The 17,970-nt window shown below is 42.5% G+C and carries 14 protein-coding genes; 11 read left to right on the forward strand and 3 right to left on the reverse strand.

The genetic code is table 11. The features are described 5' to 3' along the window. Positions 1-141: 141 nt before the first annotated feature. Together A0125_RS08250 and A0125_RS08255 are read left to right on the forward strand one after the other, a co-directional pair. Positions 142-1,047, forward strand: a complete 906-nt coding sequence (locus A0125_RS08250; RefSeq protein WP_231863213.1) for a mannose-1-phosphate guanylyltransferase — start codon at positions 142-144, stop codon at positions 1,045-1,047. Between the two features lie 71 nt (positions 1,048-1,118). Next, positions 1,119-2,675, forward strand: coding sequence for a hypothetical protein (locus tag A0125_RS08255; RefSeq protein WP_066754523.1), 1,557 nt, complete (start codon positions 1,119-1,121; stop codon positions 2,673-2,675). Positions 2,676-2,773: 98 nt separating this feature from the next. Here A0125_RS08255 and A0125_RS08260 read toward each other — a convergent pair whose 3' ends face one another. Next, positions 2,774-3,274 carry a hypothetical protein gene (locus A0125_RS08260; protein WP_066754524.1) on the reverse strand — a complete coding sequence of 167 codons (501 nt, stop codon included), beginning with the start codon at positions 3,272-3,274 and terminating at the stop codon, positions 2,774-2,776. 296 nt (positions 3,275-3,570) lie between these two features. Here A0125_RS08260 and A0125_RS08265 point away from each other — a divergent pair, with 296 nt between their 5' ends. Then, the gene (locus A0125_RS08265) at positions 3,571-4,224 is read left to right on the forward strand and encodes a hypothetical protein (RefSeq protein ID WP_066754530.1); all 654 of its coding nucleotides are present in this window, start codon (positions 3,571-3,573) and stop codon (positions 4,222-4,224) included. A 76-nt stretch (positions 4,225-4,300) separates the two neighbouring features. Here A0125_RS08265 and A0125_RS08270 read toward each other — a convergent pair whose 3' ends face one another. Beyond that, positions 4,301-6,748 carry a TonB-dependent receptor gene (locus tag A0125_RS08270; RefSeq protein ID WP_066754531.1) on the reverse strand — a complete coding sequence of 816 codons (2,448 nt, stop codon included), beginning with the start codon at positions 6,746-6,748 and terminating at the stop codon, positions 4,301-4,303. A gap of 329 nt (positions 6,749-7,077) precedes the next feature. Between A0125_RS08270 and A0125_RS08275 the strand changes: the two genes are divergently transcribed. The 8 genes from A0125_RS08275 (at position 7,078) to A0125_RS08310 (ending at position 16,929) form a co-directional block, all read left to right on the forward strand. Further along, complete coding sequence (locus A0125_RS08275) at positions 7,078-8,250, forward strand: amidohydrolase family protein (protein WP_066754532.1); 1,173 nt, start codon at positions 7,078-7,080, stop codon at positions 8,248-8,250. An 81-nt stretch (positions 8,251-8,331) separates the two neighbouring features. After that, complete coding sequence (locus tag A0125_RS08280; RefSeq protein ID WP_066754534.1) at positions 8,332-8,610, forward strand: acylphosphatase; 279 nt, start codon at positions 8,332-8,334, stop codon at positions 8,608-8,610. Then, positions 8,610-10,145, forward strand: a complete 1,536-nt coding sequence (locus A0125_RS08285) for a lipopolysaccharide biosynthesis protein (RefSeq protein WP_156472485.1) — start codon at positions 8,610-8,612, stop codon at positions 10,143-10,145. The genes A0125_RS08280 and A0125_RS08285 overlap by 1 nt, the downstream gene beginning before the upstream one ends. A gap of 24 nt (positions 10,146-10,169) precedes the next feature. Continuing rightward, a complete protein-coding gene (locus A0125_RS08290) occupies positions 10,170-11,483 on the forward strand; it encodes a dicarboxylate/amino acid:cation symporter (protein ID WP_066754536.1) in 1,314 nt (437 codons plus the stop codon). A 175-nt stretch (positions 11,484-11,658) separates the two neighbouring features. Further along, the gene (locus A0125_RS08295; protein ID WP_066754538.1) at positions 11,659-12,426 is read left to right on the forward strand and encodes a sulfite exporter TauE/SafE family protein; all 768 of its coding nucleotides are present in this window, start codon (positions 11,659-11,661) and stop codon (positions 12,424-12,426) included. Between the two features lie 144 nt (positions 12,427-12,570). After that, positions 12,571-13,935, forward strand: a complete 1,365-nt coding sequence (locus A0125_RS08300) for an ATP-grasp domain-containing protein (RefSeq protein ID WP_066754539.1) — start codon at positions 12,571-12,573, stop codon at positions 13,933-13,935. Between the two features lie 13 nt (positions 13,936-13,948). Beyond that, complete coding sequence (locus tag A0125_RS08305; RefSeq protein WP_156472486.1) at positions 13,949-14,293, forward strand: response regulator; 345 nt, start codon at positions 13,949-13,951, stop codon at positions 14,291-14,293. A 74-nt stretch (positions 14,294-14,367) separates the two neighbouring features. Further along, the gene (locus A0125_RS08310; RefSeq protein WP_156472487.1) at positions 14,368-16,929 is read left to right on the forward strand and encodes a hybrid sensor histidine kinase/response regulator; all 2,562 of its coding nucleotides are present in this window, start codon (positions 14,368-14,370) and stop codon (positions 16,927-16,929) included. A gap of 24 nt (positions 16,930-16,953) precedes the next feature. Here A0125_RS08310 and dusB read toward each other — a convergent pair whose 3' ends face one another. Further along, positions 16,954-17,955 carry a tRNA dihydrouridine synthase DusB gene (gene dusB, locus A0125_RS08315; protein ID WP_066754543.1) on the reverse strand — a complete coding sequence of 334 codons (1,002 nt, stop codon included), beginning with the start codon at positions 17,953-17,955 and terminating at the stop codon, positions 16,954-16,956. Positions 17,956-17,970: the final 15 nt, after the last annotated feature.

Raw genomic sequence — 17,970 nt, forward strand, 5'->3', positions numbered from 1 at the left:
ATAAAACACAACTTAGCATAGGTCATAACTTATTAAATATATATTTCTAGTGAGCAATATCATCCATGTAATTCTTACAGGCGGCGTAGGAAGCGACTGTGGCCGCTATCTCGAAAAAGCAATCCAAAGCAATATTTAAAGCTGTTCAAAGAAGGTTCGCTCTTCGCGATGACCGTAATGCGCAATCAAACTTTGTGTGACCAAGTTACCGTGGTGGGCAACTGTGACAACCATCAATTGAGTCAAGAGGTGATGGATGCGCAAAATATCAGTTACACCGATATTATTGAGGCGACACCACGTAATACAGCTGCAGCAATTGCCTTCGCGGCTTTCGCGGCAAATCCTGATGATATTCTAATTGTAACGCCATCCGATCACGTCATTGTTGGTGAGGAAGCCTATAAACAGGCGATGCAAGCCGGAATTGCCAAGGCGCACCAAGGTTACATCGTCACCTTTGGTATTAAGCCCGTACGTCCAGAAACAGGTTACGGTTATATTGAGTTTCAAGAAGACCAAGTGCTTTCTTTCCGCGAAAAACCCAATCAAGATACGGCAGAAGATTTTATCGAGCGGGGTAACTTTCTTTGGAACTCGGGTATGTTTTGCTTCCGGGCAGATACCTTATTGCAGGAGTTGCAACAGTTCGAGCCGCAAGTATACGCTACAGCATTAGCCACATGGAAAAGTCAGAAAGATGGATATTTAGATGAGTCCCTGTCAAAAAAAATTCCTTCTATTAGTATTGATTACGCGGTGATGGAGCGTTCTAAGAAAATCCGCGTAGTAGCAACCGAATTTGCTTGGTCCGATCTAGGATCGTTTGAGTCCTTATACGATTACTTGGTACAGACTGGCCATCCTGTCGACGAAAATGGCAATATGGTACTGGGCTCGGACGTATATACGGCTTTTGTGGGGCTGAAAAATACGATCGTTGTATCAACGACTGATGCGATGCTTTTTGTGCAGAAAGAAAAGTCACAAGATGTTAAAAAGGTATATAATACTCTTGAAAAGCATCAATCCAAATTGATTGACTAAGGTAAACTTAACTTAGGCGAACATTCTATACTAAAAAGCGTATCTTCGACTCTTCAATACTTGATGGATCGATGGATACGCTTAAAAAAACACACTACTTCGCTAAAAGATTATCATTATTTCTTTTCTTTGCTAGTCTGGCACAATTTGCTGTCGGGCAGATTACTTATCAACCGTATTCCTATCAACGTTATCAATACTATCAAAAGGAACTATATAATGATACGATTCTAGGGCATACGGCTGTAAAACCTTTAGTACAGCAAGCACTCAGTAGCACTGATACGCCACTGCGACCTGCGGATACGTCCAAAAATTGGTTTTTACGTAAAATATTCGATGAGCACCTCGTGCAAATTGTCAAAGATGACCACACGTTCTATTTAGATTTCTTGCCCGACCTACTCATCGGTACGCAGCGAGGGACAGTTCAAAAGGGATTGTGGACCAACACACGCGGGGCACAAGCTGGATTAACCGTGGGGAATAAGTTTTCTCTCTATGTCAACTTTTTTGAGAATCAAGCGCGCTTTCCCACGCACATCGATAGTAGTGCAATGCGCATCGGTGGCTTGCCAGGTCAGGGTTTTTCGACAGGTATCGCTACCGGAGAATATGATTGGATGAACACCGCAGTTAATATGACCTACGACCTAGATACAGCATTTCGAGTTACGTTGGCTTATGACAAATTGCATATTGGTGATGGATATCGGTCGATGTTGGTTTCGGAAAGTCCGTACAATTTTGCTCATGCTCATTTTTCTGGATCGGTGAAGCGTTTTCAATACAACAGTATCTGGGGGACTTTGTTGGACCGTTTCAATCCTCGTATGACGGAAGGAGAGGATGCGTTTACCACCCGAATGGGAGAAGGAGTGAAGTACGCGGCATTTCAATATGTAGACTACCTTGCGGCGAACAATTTAACAATTGGAGCTTTTCATTCGCTGATTTGGGCACAAGATCATGGAGCGGAGAAGTCGGGAGCCAATGGCGGTTTAGGATTGAACGTTAAGTATCGTCCAATCCCTAAATGGATAGTATATGGGCAATTGTATGCGGATCGACTTTCCAAATTTAGCTTCAACAAAGATAGCGATCGTCGTACGTCCTATCAATTTGGTGTAAAAACGCATGATCTTTTTAGTGTCGACAGGTTAAATGCAACAGTCGAATATAATCAAGCAGCACCGTACACCTATCAGAACGAGAATAATAGGATTAATTATAGTAATAATGGTGAACCAATAGCACATCCTAATGGAGCTAATTTTCGGGAGATTTTAGCAATACTAACCTACCGCTGGAACCGTATTGATTTGTACGGACAAAGTATGTTTGCGCGTTATGGCGTGGATTCGAGCCCGCTTAGTAACGTCGGTCAAAATATATTTAGACAGGATATTCCTAATATTGGAAACCGTATTGGGCAAGGTGAGTTGAGAAATCTGCTTTACAATGAGATTAGGGCAGCTTATATCATCAATCCGCGCTATAATCTACGAGCAGAAGTGGGTTTTATCAATAGGATTCAGGATGGGTCAAGTACCTTTGGCAGAAGCAATGCAAATATTATTACAATCGGATTGAGATCCTCATTCCGAACCTTTCAAACCGAATATTAGAGATGCCTCCGGACTTATATTAAAAGCAATAGCGTCTGACAATATGTTGTCAGACGCTATTGCTTTTAAAGTAGAATATCCTTCTCCGGTGAGGACGGTTATTCCATCTCGTTTAAAATAACCGTACCATTGTGTTTTTTGTCGACAACAAGAACTATACTAGAACGGGTGGTATCCGGCTGTTCTGATCCGCTTACCCAGCGATACGTAAATACAACCTCGTCGGGCTCAGAATCGCGAAGGCTAATCGGTTGTACTGTCGTGCGCACATCAGGACTTTGTGCCATTACGGCAATCACATAGTTTTTAGAAAAATCAATCTCATGTTTTTCTTTGTCCTCCTCGGTGCAATAAAAGATACCGTCAAATTCTTCTTTGGTTTCTATTTTGGGGTTCGAGGGAACTTCTTTTACGGTGTGCTTTACCAAAAAATGATCTGCTACTTCGTAATCGATATGCATATTGTCTCCGCCCGTAGAGGGTTCTTCCAATGACGGGTCAATCGTTTGATCATGTGCATTTTGCGGCCCGCTATTACATGCGCTCAACATAAAAAACGCTGCCGCAGCGCCTGCAAAAAGGTATTTCGTCTTTTTCATATCATTAATATTTTATATTCATAAGAACCAGATAGTCACGTTATTGTTTGGTGATGCCTAAGGATGTCTGTACATTATTCGCTCTTTGTAGAGCGATTATTGCGTATTAAACCCTATTTTTTGCTGACATATTACGTTGTCTGGAAACCCAGTCACAATCTTGTAAAGAGCAACGGCTAGGAGATTGTTATCAAACAATTCTGGTTTTATCTAATTTTATTAAAAGTCGCGATGGGACTCTTTGTTCGATTAGTCTTCTTTGATGTCACATCTTAAAATCTTATACCTCTTACTGCATGTACAAAGCTTTTTTTATCGTTGGCATATTTTTGAGTATATGTCCTGCTGCAAATGCACAATTTAACAGTCTTCCTTTTGAATGGAACGTGCACGTTGGGGGAAGCTACTTCAATGCGCCATCTTTTACTCGAATGATGCAGGAGCAAGATCTTAATGCGATTTCTCCGGTTGGTATCGATGTAGCACTGGGCATTGGCTATCGTCTGGGAAGAGTGGTGGCGGGGGGAAACGTTTCGCGGATGTATGGTGTTGGCCGAGATAAAAAGTTTGGTGCAACAACACCGACTATCTATGTTGCTACCAATCTATTACATATAGATCGTTGGGTGATTGTACCATTCTTAGGTTTCGGTGCACAATTTGCCTCTGCACTGATTGAGAAAGAGTATTTCACGGGCAATTTTGATGACTTTTTCACTAACAATTCCAATCAGACTCGTTTCACTCATACAGCGCCAGTTGTAGATTTGGGAATTACTTTCAAAACATACGATCTTTTTACCGCAACCTATCGGGCTAAGTTTAAAATGGGTTATCAAACTGGCTTAAAACAACCGGTTTGGCGGGTGGGTAATACCGAATTACACCATGCACCACGCGATCGTACTAGTACAGTATATCTGCAGCTCAGTATGGGAATCGGACGATAAGAGTGCTCCAAATGAATGAATCTTCTGTCTGCCAGATTCAATCATAATGGCAGACAGAAGATTGGTGTTGCCCTTATTAGAAGCGAATATTCAACCCTAATAAGAAATGAGTAGTCGCTTGCGGGAAATAAAAGTTATAAAAATTGTGTGTACCTGTCGCGTCGATAGATCCCCACGTGTATCCATTTGTGGCAAACTTAGCATTGAACACGTTGTTTACGGCTAAGTTGACGTCCATTCGATCCAAACCCCAAGGCGATAGGGAATAGACTGCGCGTAGATTGTTTACAAATGAAGGATCAATACTTCTATCCAGAGAAGATGTATTATCCAAGTACATACGAGATACATATTTGCTCGTCAGGCTAAAAGCCAACGGCTCTAGCGGGCGATAGGTAAAATCACTGGATAATACTGTGCTCGGCGAAAGCGCAATATTCGTTTTGTCATACGTGTTTACCTGCTCACCGGCTAATTCCCAAGCAGCATCATAGATCGGGATGTATTCTACGAAATTGCGAATCTTATTAGCACTCAACGCCGCCGTAGCGCGCCATTCGAACTGTGGAGAGATTATCCAAGCGCCATCGAACTCCACGCCAGTACGATAACTATCTGGTACATTTTGGCGGATACTTCCTCCCACATCGTTTATTGCTCCAGTGGCGATAAGTTGATCTTTGTATAGCATCGCATAGGCATTCACCCCCAAGTTAAAGTTCGATTGGCGCACGCGGTAGCCGAGCTCTGCATTGTGCATGCGCTCCGGTCTAGGGAATTCGTTGAGCGGATTCTCTGCATAATCCTTCCTAACAGGTTCTTTGCTAGCATACGCATAAGAACCATAGATATTCGAAGATTCGTTGATAAAATAAGTCGTACCTACCTTGGGATTGAAGAAGTTTAGCTGATCATCAAAATTCAGATAAACTCCACGTTGATCTGGACCTTCTGCACGGTAGTTGATGTTGCGGTATTGTAGATCCAGATTAAGCAACCAATTTTCCGTTCTGTAATCCGCTTTACCATAGATGTTGAAATCTGTTTTCTTCGCATCATTAAAATAATATCGATCGCCTAGATTTCCTGTGGAAGCATATCGCGCCCAGGTCACTTCGCCGAAGTGATCGCCAAGATATTCATTATACGCACCACCTAATGTGAAACGTAGTTTGTTGGATGCTTGGTAGTTGGCTGCATAAGTAATGCCATAAAAATGATTGTCCAACCAGCGCTGACGCACCAGATCAGTACGAGAAATGGTATCTGTGCCATGAATGACGTTAGGCAGATTATATCTCGAAAGTCGGTCATTCGGCCTGAATTCTTCAAAATATCCAGCACCACGCGTATAATGTAAGGCACTTTGTAGGCTCCATTTATGATCGGGTGTGTACGTATATTGCAAATGAGCATGTGTTTGCTGATAGTTGTCCGTCTGTCCATCGTATGTATAGAAGTTGTACCGGCGATCTGCATTCAGCAGGCGCTCGCGTTCTGGCCCTTCATACAATTCCATTGCATCGGCATAGGCTGGCAGTTGCTCGCGATTGCCCGTAAGCAGTGGTTCTGGTGTGCCATACCATGATTGATAGGTCGTTTGTTTTCCAGAAAATACCGTTGCTTTCAAAGTGTGTTTTTTTGTGTACAGGCCACCGTCTAGATAGAAAGATTGCATATTGGCGGAGGCGCGCTCTACATATCCGTCGGTAGCAATACGCGATAGCCGGGCGTTGAATGCAAACTTATCCTTAAGTAGACCCGATCCAACTTTAACCGTGTTTTTCCACGAATTGAAGGATCCATACGAATTATTCAATTCCGCATAAGCCTCGGTTTCCAATACATCGGTTTGAATGTTGACGGAAGCGCCAAATGCCCCAGCGCCATTGGTAGAGGTGCCAATACCGCGTTGTACTTGGATGCTTTCTACCGAAGAAGCAAAATCTGGGAGATTGACAAAAAATGAACCCATACTTTCCGCATCATTTAGCGGAATGCCATTCAAAGTAACATTAATACGTTCATTATCTGATCCGCGTATGCGCATGCTTGTGTAGCCAATTCCAGCGCCAGCATCCGAACTCACTACCACGCCTGGCGTCTGATCGAGTAAGAAGGGAATATCTTGTCCTAAATTTGTTTTTCGGAGCTCTTCTTTACTGATATTACGAAAAGTAGTCGCACTATTCTCGCGTGCTCTGGTCGATTGTACGAACACCTCACCTGTCTGGCGCATAGCTCGCTTTAAAATAACAGTTATCCTAGATCGCTCTGTCGGAATGATTTGTGATACTGTTTCATATCCAACATAACTCACTTTTAGGGATGGCGCAGCAACTGGAATTGTAATCACAGTTGTACCATGTGCATTGGTAATCTGTGTTACATTCCCGATAGCTACCGTGGCTCCTACGATCGGTTGATTCTGATCATCAGTTACTTGGATAGTCATTTTTTCTTGTGCGAAACTGAAGCAAGCCATCAGGCAAAGCGTACATAAAGCAAAATAGTGCTTCATCATGTTAAAGTGTTTTTTAGCGTTAAACGTAGTGCTGCAAGGGGTTACAACACCTTCTATTTAACTTCCCTCCCTACGTCGGCATTATCCGAATCAGGTACGTTTCCACATTCGTGAAACTGGGTATAATCTCAGCCTGTATTTGTGTTATAAAAAAACAAGGCACCCCTAATCGATGGCGCAAAGCTAAATCTTTCTGACAGAATTTAAAAGCTTAAATTACAGAAGTCCAAAATTTTTGCAAGATGTTAATTTTTATATTCGCTCGGTTTTCTTTACGTTTGACAGCAAGGGTGAGGTCATGTCTTTGCCTTCATTCATTTTTACATTAAATGACTACTTACTACACTGCAGATTACATCTTGCCTATTACTTCGCCTCCGATTAAAGGTGGGGTTGTCGCTATTGATGAAAATGGACTTATCGTCGGCCTTTACCAGTCCAACGATCCATTGCTTCATGACAAAGAATTAATTCGATGTGCCGGAGTGCTCACGCCAGGATTTGTAAATGGACATTGCCACTTGGAGCTTTCTCACATGAAAGGCAAGGTGCCCAAAGGCATTGGCTTACCAAAATTTTTGAGTACCGTAATGGCCGAAAGATCGACCGCGGAAGAGGAAGTCGAAAAAGCAATGGTAGATGCAGACCGAGCAATGTTCGCGAACGGAATCCAGGTTGTAGGCGACCACGTTAATACGCCTGTATCTGCTACCGTAAAAGCACAAAGCCCGATTTGCTATCATACTTTTGTTGAGCTAATTGGTTTTGATCCGGCAGTAGCAGATGACCGAGTTGACCAAGCAAGGGATACCGAATACGAATTCGAACCTCAGCGCACCTCTATCACGCCTCATGCAGCCTATTCTTGCTCCAAAAAACTGCTAAGATCACTCTCTGATAAGGTGGACGATAAAAATATATTTAGTATCCATAATCAAGAAAGCGACGAAGAAAATAAATTTTTCAGGTACAAGCAAGGCGCATTTCTTGATTTTTATAAGGAGAACAATATTTCGCACGATCATATGACAGCCAATGGGAAGAATGCCCTGCAAAATAGCTTGCAATTTCTTCCCGAAGACAATCGGGTGTTATTAGTTCATAATACCTATACTGCTCCGAAAGATATGGACTACGTAGCTCGGATTGGCAGGGATGTGTACTATTGTCTATGTCCTCGGGCTAATTTATATATCGAAGGTCGATTGCCAAAGATTCAAAGCTTCGTACTTAGCAAGCAGAAAATTATGCTTGGTACAGATAGCTTGGCTTCTAATGATACCCTGGATATTTTAGAAGAGCTGAAAACCATTCATGCGGAGTTTGCAGATTTGTCTTTCGAGACCACGCTAAGTTGGGCTACAATCAATGGAGCGAAAGCGTTAAGAGTAGAAGATCAATATGGGTCGTTGGAAGTTGGAAAATCTCCAGGGCTTATTTTAATCAAAAATATGGACAGTTTGTCGCTTACTGCGCAAGCAACAGTAGAACGTATTGTCTAATCTTGTTTGTTGATCTGTATCGCAGGCTATAGTACAAAAGAGATTGGGTTAAAATGAGAATGTCAGATTATATTTGCAAGCATGAAACAGTGGAACATCACCGTAATCGGTAAAGTGCAGGGCGTGCACTTTCGGGCATCTACTAAAGCTGTGGCAGATCAATTAGGTATTAAAGGTTTCGTCGTAAATCAAGCTGATGGTTCTGTTTTTTTGGAGGCAGTGGGCGACGATTTTGCTCTTGAAAGCATAAAAGAATGGTGCTGGGAAGGTCCAGATAATTCCGCAGTAGAAAACGTCGAGATAGTCGAAGTCGAGCCAAAAATATATCAGAATTTTGAAGTACTAAAAAAACTGCGCTAGTGTCAGGCATCAAAAGACTTGTATCGGATACGATTATTTATGGGTTTACGACCATTGTATCTCGATTACTAAATTTCATTTTGACACCCATATTTACAGAACGCCTAAAAAGTGTGGCTGTTTATGGCGTGTTTACGCACTTATATGCCTGTATCTCACTTCTCAATGCCCTTTTGGCTTTTGGCATGGAGACCACATTTTTTAGATACCTGCAAAAAGTAGCTCCCGAAGAAAAAGGTAAAGTTTATGATCAAGCCTTTCTGATTACCTTATTCACTTCTATAGTCGTTGGTTTACTAATCTATTTTAATCAAGTACAGATCGCGACTTGGCTTAGCCAAGGCGGCATTGTAGCCGATTATGTCGTTTACGTGCAGATGTTGCTCGGCGTGCTTATTACGGATGCGTTAGCGGTGGTTCCTTTTGCTAAGTTGCGTGCCGAGGGGCGTCCGATACGCTATGCGATGCTTAAGGTGATGAATGTTCTCATTACATTGAGTTGTAATTTGGCTTTTCTTTACTTGTTTCCAACACTGATGGCTCAAAGTGAGTTTTGGAATAGTTTGCTAGGAGGTTGGTTTCGACCCGATTGGATATTGGGCAATATATTTTTGGCAAATCTGATTGCCAGTGCGTCCACCTTATTGTTTTTGTTGCCTCAATTAATGGCATTGCGCATCCGCTTAGATACGGTTTTAACCAAGAGTATGTTGGGATATAGCTTCCCGATCCTGATTGCCAATTTATCCTTTGTCATCAATGAATTTTTGGATAAAATGATCTTTCCCTATCTCCTTCCCGGAGCGCAAGGCGCACAAGATTTGGGTATTTATGGCGCGGTATCGAAGCTTGCTATCTTTATCTCTTTATTCGTCACTGCATTTCGATTGGGGGCCGAACCTTTCTTTTTTTCGTATGCAAAAAATGAAAATGCCAAGAAAACCTATGCGGATATCATGCATTATTTTGTGCTGTTTTTGGTGATTGGGATGCTAGGTATATGTGCGAACCTCGATTGGTTGAAGAACTTTTTAAGATCCGATGATCCGGTAGAGCAGGCGCGATTTTGGTCTGGGCTATTCGTCATCCCGGTACTCTTGTTCAACTACGTGCTGCTTGGGATTTATATGAATCTTTCCGTCTGGTACAAGCTCACCGATCAGACTCGCTACGGCTTATATATTTCCGTGATCGGCGCTATCATTACGGTGGTGCTCAACATCATCTTAATCCCACGTTATTCGTATGTTGGAGCGGCCTTGTGTACGACGTTTACCTACATCTGCATGGTTTTGTTATCCTATTTTTGGGGTCAGAAAAATTATCCCATTCCTTACACGGTTGGTAAGATTTCTTTATATTTACTAAGTGCTATTCTATTGTCCGCTATTATGCAAGGGCCGTTAAATAGTAATTTCTGGTGGTGTAATTTTCTACTTGTAGTGTATGTCGCTGCGATAGGGGTTAGTGAAAAGGCGATGATTATGCGCCTTTGGAAGGGAGCTGCTAAAGCGTCCAATCAGCCATCGAAGTAATCGCTGAATTTTAAACCTAATCGTATGCCAATCGAGCCGCAATCCATACGTGTGGACGCGCCTAAGCGTAAGCCAAAATTTTACGAGTTACTGTACGTACAAGTATTGTTTGCTATCCTTGCGGGCGTGTTACTGGGACATTTCTATCCAAGCATTGGTGAATCTTTGAAACCTCTGGGAGATGGTTTTATACAGCTTATCAAAATGATTATTGCTCCAGTGATCTTCATTACCGTGACGCTAGGGATTGCTTCTATGAGTGATATGAGGAAGGTAGGACGTGTCGCAGGCAAATCATTTATCTATTTTCTTTTCTTCTCCACTCTCGCCCTAGTGATTGGTTTGGTCGTAAGTAATGTGGTGCAACCTGGTTACGGGCTTCATATCGATCCTAAAGGCTTGAATATAGATGAAGTTTCAGAATATGTGGCAGGCGCTAAAGACTCTACTTTGGTTAAGTTTGTGCTAAATATTATCCCACAAACCCTAGTCAGTCCACTCACTGGTACTAATATTTTGCAAGTACTTTTTACAGCGATTATTTTCGGGATCGGCATTGCGTCGACTATAGATCGCAGCAAGCCAGTATACGATTTTCTTCAAGCACTGTCTGCTCCTATTTTTAAGGTGGTAAGCATGTTGATGAAACTCGCGCCTGTGGGCGCATTTGGGGCGATGGCTTTTACCGTCGGCAAGTACGGGCTGAGTTCGATGTCCAATCTCATTTATCTTGTACTTACCTTCTATTTTACTTCTTTCTTCTTTATTTCTGTCGTGTTAGGTGCGGTAGCGCGATACAATGGCTTCAATATTTTTAAACTGCTGCGGTATCTGAAAGATGAATTGTTATTGGTGTTAGCTACGAGTTCCTCCGAATCAGCTTTGCCGAGTCTGATGCAGAAAATGGAAAAGGCTGGATGTGCCAAACCCGTGGTCGGACTTGTTGTGCCGACAGGTTATTCTTTCAATCTGGATGGCACCAATATCTACATGACCTTAGCCGCGTTATTTATTGCGCAAGCATGCGACATCGAGCTAGGGTTAGATCAGCAAATTATTTTGCTCTTGGTTGCCATGCTAAGTTCAAAAGGTGCTGCCGGCGTATCGGGAGCAGGATTTATAACTTTAGCTGCTACACTAGCCGTGGTTCCAGAAGTTCCGGTAGCGGGTATGACATTGATTTTGGGAGTGGACAAATTCATGTCTGAATGCCGCGCGCTTACTAACTTAGTCGGCAATGCAGTAGCTACCGTAGTTGTTGCACGATGGGAGAAACAGTTGGACCAGCGCCAGTTGCAAGATGCATTAGACGGAAAGTTAACGCCGACACTGGAGTAGGGCAATTTCTTTATCGCAATTTTCCTAATACGTTAATAAACGTTAACATTTAGCATAGAAAGTCGCTTAAGTCGTCTAAAAGCTTGTTTAGCTTGCCTCAGTAAGCGTTCTCCGTGCTAAAAGGCATCATTTTTGTTTTCTCTGTCAGCATTGTGACAGAATCAATCCTAGTTATATGTACATAATCTTCCTCATCATTGGGGTTATCATTACGTTTGTTTTAAGCGTCCTCAGTGGAGGCGGAGCGAGTTTGTTGGTCATGCCGATCATTACGGCATTTATTGGTGTACGTGGCGTTGCGCCAATCATGACGATTGGAATAGCTTGTAGTAGCGTGTCAAAAACCTTTTTCTTCTGGAAAGATATCGATTGGCATTTGTTCAAATGGCTTTTTCCTTCAACTGTTATAGGTTCAGTCATAGGAGCTCGTTTATTGGCCGAAGTGCCGACAGATCTGTTACAAGTTATTATCGGATTATTTCTTGTCTCTACCGTTGTGCAGTTCAAAGCACCTCAGCAAGTAGAGGTAGAACAAAAAACAACGATCAAAGCTTGGCATTTTGCACCGATGGGACTGATCGTTTCTTTCCTTTCTGGATTAATCGGCGGTGTCGGTCCATTAATGAATTCCGCGTACCTTAAGTACGGCATGTCCAAAGAAGCATTGCTAGGAACGCGCTCTGCCAACGCCATATTATTACACATTACTAAAATCATCAGTTACGCTGCCTTGGGCCTTATTGATGGAGAAATTGTGAAATATGGTTTGATTGTTGGAGCAGCCTCCATGATTGGCGTCTACTTTGGCCGGAAGCTGTTAGGTCGTATTTCAGAATACATGTTTCGCATGATCGTTGTATCTAGTATGGTGCTGAGCGGAATCTATATGCTGATTAAAAACAAAGAATACATATTATCTTATTTAGCGGAGGTATCGCTATAAAAATAAAAAAGATGCTTACGCAACACTATAAGTCATAAGCATGATTACCTTGAAAAATTAAATAGTTGGTAGTACTATGTCCCACTATCTCTTAATGAGGAAGGTCGGAATAGTACGTAAGATCTTAAAAGACAAATTTTAAATATGAAACTGTCCATTTCAAAAGGTGTTCATTTGGTAGAGCCGGGAGATTTCGAACCGGCGGATCACTGGTATCCACGCGCCTTGAACTCCAACCTACACCCATTGGTGTCGTATTTTTTAAATTTAAATAATCATCAGTTGGTAGAGCGCTACGTGCGGCTAAATCCCCATGTGCAGAGCAAAGCATTAGAAAAGGTCATCAACTACACACCGAAATATTTCAAATGGGCTGGTACCGATTTGATGCACGTTGTGAATAGCAAAGGCCAGAAAAAGCTCGTAGTTATTGAAACTAACTCCTGCCCGTCAGGTCAGAAATCTATGCCACTACCAGAGTTTGATCCAGAGAGCGGCGGCTATTATAAACTGATGAATGACACATTTAAGCCCATCGTAGATGCACATGAAGAGACTGGTGCACTTGCTCTGATTTACGATAAAAACCCCATGGAAAATGTAGGTTATGCGTCTGCCATTGCCGACGTATTCGGTGAGCCCGTTTATTTGGCAGAATACAAGGCGAGTGATGCCGAATCCGTAAAGTTTCAAGATGGCAAACTACATATACAAGACGAAAAAGGTGAGTGGGTGCCAATTAGAGCGGCATTTCGCTACGTTACACAGCATCCGTGGGATCGTATTCCTGAAAAATCCAAAACATTACTCTTGAATCCCATCGAAGCATGCTTGGCGGGTGGCCGAAACAAAAGTGCTGCTTATAAGGCGTATGCAGATTTCAATCAAGAATTTAAGCAAGATGGTTTAGAGATCTACGTGCCCAAAACTTTCTTAGATGTTTCGCTCAGCGAGCTGGCTTCCTACTACGATCAATTAGAAGGCAGCATGGTCATCAAAGTGCCAGATAGCAATGCTGGGCAAGGCGTATACACCGTCACTTCGCAATCAGAATTTGATAAAGCATATCAAGCTCTGTCTGCCAATCCAGATGATAAGTACCTCATTCAGGAATTAATTTTCAGTAATGCAAACGAAAAGTTTGAAAATGCCTTTTATCATATAGGAACGTTACCCGATACCAAGAACAGGAGCTTTGCTTTTGATGCAAGGATGATGGTGCATGCTACCGATAAAGGAATGAGACCGTTGGCCATCTATTCTCGGAAATCCAAGTATCCACTCAATCAGCCTTTGCCAGAAGGATTGGACTCATGGGAAGTTTATGGAACCAATCTGTCCGTCAAAAACACCGACGGATGGTCCTATGATGACGTGCGCCTGATCTTGTTCGATATCAAAAATTTCGGTATATTAGGATTAGGTCTAGATGAGTTGATCGAAGGTTTCGTGCAAAGCTGTATGGCCGTTTACACGATCGATCAACAGGCTAAAAAGATGTTTGATTAAAGAAGGAAAAGATATGAATAATGTATTGGTGATAGAAGATGATTTGATGTTTTGTAAGCTGGTGAGTAATTACTTGAACAAAAACGGGCATCAAGCATCACAGGCTACGGATGGAGCTTCTGCTAAGGAGCAACTACAACGAGCCGAATTTGATGTGGCATTGGTGGATTATCGCCTGCCAGATACAAATGGTGTAGATTTAGTGCGATGGATTAAGGAAAATGCAAAGGTCACAAAAGTAATCGTGATGAGCCGGATGCTTGATGATCAACTGCGTCAGGAAGCACAGTCGCTCGGAGTGACCACATTCCTTAATAAACCATTTAACCCATCAGAACTTCTGGAACTTCTGAAATAAAAAGTCTGCTATTTACGTTTACGGTGTGCTTTTAAGCGACTGCATCAAACGTAAATAGCACAACCCCATTGTCCGTGAATTCATTAAAAAGCAAGATATTCTTCATATTGATGCTGTCGGCACTTTGTATCGGCGGGATCGGATTTTATTCGATCAATAACTTGTTTGAACTCACCAATCGTGTAGCGCAATTGTCGAATCCGAACAAGAAGTGGGAGCTTTTTCGGAAAATCACGGCCGATTTGCATCGACTGAATGATATCTTTTATACACAAAGTTTACATCCGGCAGAAGATTTTGATAGGCAACACGTGATCCTGATTGACTCTATTGACGACAATATTCGCAGACTGCGATCGCTTTATTCGAACGAATTAGATTCGGCTGGTATTCGAGATCTGGATTCCATTCCAGGCGTCTTAGAGCAGATAAAAAATGAGTTTCGAGTGCTTAAATCTATGCGTAGCGAAAAGCAACTCGAAGTACTGGACAACTTGGAAGAGGATTTATTGGCTAAGTTAGATACATTTAGCTCCAGCGACTCGCTCAATATTATAGATCGCATCTCGTTGGAGATTCGCAGTCGCAACATTCCGGACAGCATGTTTTTCCAGAAAGAGGAGAATGGCGATAAAAAACGAGGTTTTTTTCAACGCCTTTTCTCAAAAGCCAAACCCCCAAGGCCAGAACCTAAAGTATTACAGCAAACCTACAAGACCATAACAGACACGGTCGTGCATACCGTCACCGATACAGTGGTAGTCGAACGAGTGGATCTGCCACCTGCCGAAGATCGCGTAACAGAGGTGATAAAAGATGCTTTTGCAAACTATTATACGGATGAGCTGGAGCTCATGGAGCGAATCAATCAAAATGAGATTAAGCTCTACCAAAAAAGTGCACGTATCACGATGGATCTGGAGCAGATTCTTAATGATTTACGATTTCAAGAAAATAACCAAACGATGGAGCAAGCGCGTCGCACAGCGGCGTTCTCCAAAAACTTCCAGCATACGATCATCGTAGTAATCGTCTCTTTTGCAGTGTTGAGTTTCTTGTTGGTTTTCTTAGTTGGGCGAGATATCAACAAAAACAAAGAATACCAGCAGCAGATTCTCAAAAATGAAGAAAAGGCCAAAAGAGAAGTTATCGCGAAGCAACAATTTCTAACGACAATGAGCCATGAGCTCCGTACGCCACTCACTTCGATCATTGGTTACGCCGAATTGTTGGACTCATCAGATATCAAAGCGAAGTCGATCAAATCGTCATCTTTACACCTGCTGAATGTGGCTAACGAAATATTGGATAGCGCTAAGATAGAGTCGGGCATTATTGAGATATCCGATCAAGTATTTGACTTAGCCGAACTATTGCAACAGATCAAAGACAATACCGTAAATATGATTGCCGATGCGCAATTGGATGCGCAGTATACCATTCCTGAAGAGCCGTTCTACGTTTCGTCGGATGCATACCGGATTCAGCAAATTATATATAATCTGATTCATAATGCGATCAAGTTTAGTTACAAAGGTTTTGTAAAACTAACAGCAGGAGTAGTCGAGACCGATGGAATCTATGAAGTCAGTATCGATGTAGCCGATTCAGGAATCGGTATCCAAGAGTCCAATATCAATAAGATCTTTGAAGAATACCAGCAAATTGGTACATACAAAAATAAGTCAAAAGGTATTGGATTGGGGTTGGGCTTAGTGAAGAAGGTGGTACAACAATTACATGGAACTATTTCAGTAACTAGCAAAGTGGGCGAAGGGTCTACTTTCCATTTATTTTTACCCTTAAAAAAAGCAGAAGCACCTATTTCCAAAGATGAGATTGCAGGATTATCGAAAGCCCTGCTGAAAGGTAAAGCGATCTTTTGTGTAGACGACGATCCCCTCATTACTAGGCTCTACGAGATGATATTGAGCGAATATGGCGCGAAAGTAACCTCCATCAACGATCCGTTAAAAGCATATCAACATCTCAAAACCGAAGGAGCGAAATACGACCTTGTGATTACCGATGTGAAAATGCCGGAAATGACAGGTCATGAATTGCTCGCAGCTTTGACAGCCGCAGGAATGCGGCCGAAGAAAGTAATTGCATCTACTGCCAACGTGTTGCTCAACGACGAGGAAAAGAATGAACTAGAGGCGTATGATGCTTACATATCCAAGCCAATCTTAAAGATTAAACTTCTGAAGTCAATTACCGAAATATTAGACGTAGATTGGGATACCTCAGGAACACACGAGCCGAACGCTATATCCAGAGGTTCCGCACAGCCTATGTTTCATATAGAAGATTTGGAAGCATTTACCATGGGAGATGATGCCATGCTTGAAGAAGTGCTGGAAGAGTTGCAAACAGGCAATAGCACGATGTTGCAAGATGGCATGCGTTATCTCCGCGAGCGTAATGCCGTTGCTTTGGGTGAATTGGTGCACAAGCTCAGTTCGCGCTTTGCACAGATTAAAGTCAAGGAGATTCGACCGGTCAAACCACTGGAAAAAGCATTGCTTAATCAGGAAGATAAGATGACGGAGGCCGAAGAATTACTCACCTATTGGAGCGAGGTCAATCACCGTTTGGGGCAATATATAGCCGATCGTTTTAAGCCAATTGGCTAACAAAGAAAGATGTCAGGTGCTGTTTTACGAGAAGATAAGTTCTGCATCAAATTGATGCTCGATTTCTTCTAATACTTCCAAAATCTCAGCTAGTGTAGGAAGGCTCACCAAACGCATTCTATATTCCTTGAAGTTCGGGATACCTTTGAAGTAATTGGCATAATGTCTGCGCATTTCAAAAATACCCGTTTTATCGCCTTTCCACTCGATAGATTTTGTCAAGTGCGTTTTACACACATCCACCCGCTCTTTGATCGTGGGGCCAGCCAAATGTTCGCCGGTCTCAAAAAAATGTTTGATTTCTCTAAAAATCCATGGGTAGCCAATCGCTGCACGACCAATCATAATACCATCCACTTCATATTCTTGGCGCCAGGCAGCTGCTTTTTCTACTGAATCCACATCTCCGTTACCAAAAATTGGGATTTTCACGCGAGGGTTTTTCTTCACATCACGGATCATCGTCCAGTCAGCCTGGCCTTTGTACATCTGTGCACGTGTACGGCCATGTATAGAAAGTGCTTTGATGCCTACATCTTGCAAGCGTTCGGCTACTTCGTAAACATTCTTAGTATTGTCGTCCCAGCCCAATCGCGTTTTGACGGTTACGGGTAAATTTGTGCCTTCCACCACAGCTTTGGTCATCGCTACCATCTTGTCAATGTCTTGTAGCAGACTAGCGCCTGCACCACGGCAAGCAACATTCTTGACCGGGCATCCATAGTTGATATCGATAAGATCCGGACCAGCTTGGGAGCTGATCTCAGATGCCATACGCATATGGTCGATCTCGGAGCCAAAAATTTGGATTCCAATTGGACGCTCGTACTCAAATATGTCTAATTTTTGACGCGACTTGGCCGCATCACGAATTAGCCCTTCAGATGAGATGAACTCTGTATACATCATATCTACGCCATTTTGCTTACAAACGAAGCGAAATGGCGGATCACTTACATCTTCCATAGGTGCAAGTAATAGCGGGAACGCGCCCAAATCAATATGATCTCCGATTTTTACCGACATAGCGGCACAAAGATA

It is taken from the genome of Sphingobacterium populi (assembly GCF_001586775.1).
GTDB classification, from domain to species: Bacteria; Bacteroidota; Bacteroidia; order Sphingobacteriales; family Sphingobacteriaceae; genus Sphingobacterium; species Sphingobacterium populi.

Coding starts and splice junctions, on each gene's coding strand:
- A0125_RS08255 (WP_066754523.1), top strand. CDS start 1,119: ATGGATACGCTTAAAAAAACACACTACTTCGCTAAAAGATTATCATTA.
- A0125_RS08260 (WP_066754524.1), bottom strand. CDS start 3,274: ATGAAAAAGACGAAATACCTTTTTGCAGGCGCTGCGGCAGCGTTTTTT.
- A0125_RS08265 (WP_066754530.1), top strand. CDS start 3,571: ATGTACAAAGCTTTTTTTATCGTTGGCATATTTTTGAGTATATGTCCT.
- A0125_RS08270 (WP_066754531.1), bottom strand. CDS start 6,748: ATGATGAAGCACTATTTTGCTTTATGTACGCTTTGCCTGATGGCTTGC.
- A0125_RS08275 (WP_066754532.1), top strand. CDS start 7,078: ATGACTACTTACTACACTGCAGATTACATCTTGCCTATTACTTCGCCT.
- A0125_RS08280 (WP_066754534.1), top strand. CDS start 8,332: ATGAAACAGTGGAACATCACCGTAATCGGTAAAGTGCAGGGCGTGCAC.
- A0125_RS08290 (WP_066754536.1), top strand. CDS start 10,170: ATGCCAATCGAGCCGCAATCCATACGTGTGGACGCGCCTAAGCGTAAG.
- A0125_RS08295 (WP_066754538.1), top strand. CDS start 11,659: ATGTACATAATCTTCCTCATCATTGGGGTTATCATTACGTTTGTTTTA.
- A0125_RS08300 (WP_066754539.1), top strand. CDS start 12,571: ATGAAACTGTCCATTTCAAAAGGTGTTCATTTGGTAGAGCCGGGAGAT.
- A0125_RS08305 (WP_156472486.1), top strand. CDS start 13,949: ATGAATAATGTATTGGTGATAGAAGATGATTTGATGTTTTGTAAGCTG.
- dusB (WP_066754543.1), bottom strand. CDS start 17,955: ATGTCGGTAAAAATCGGAGATCATATTGATTTGGGCGCGTTCCCGCTA.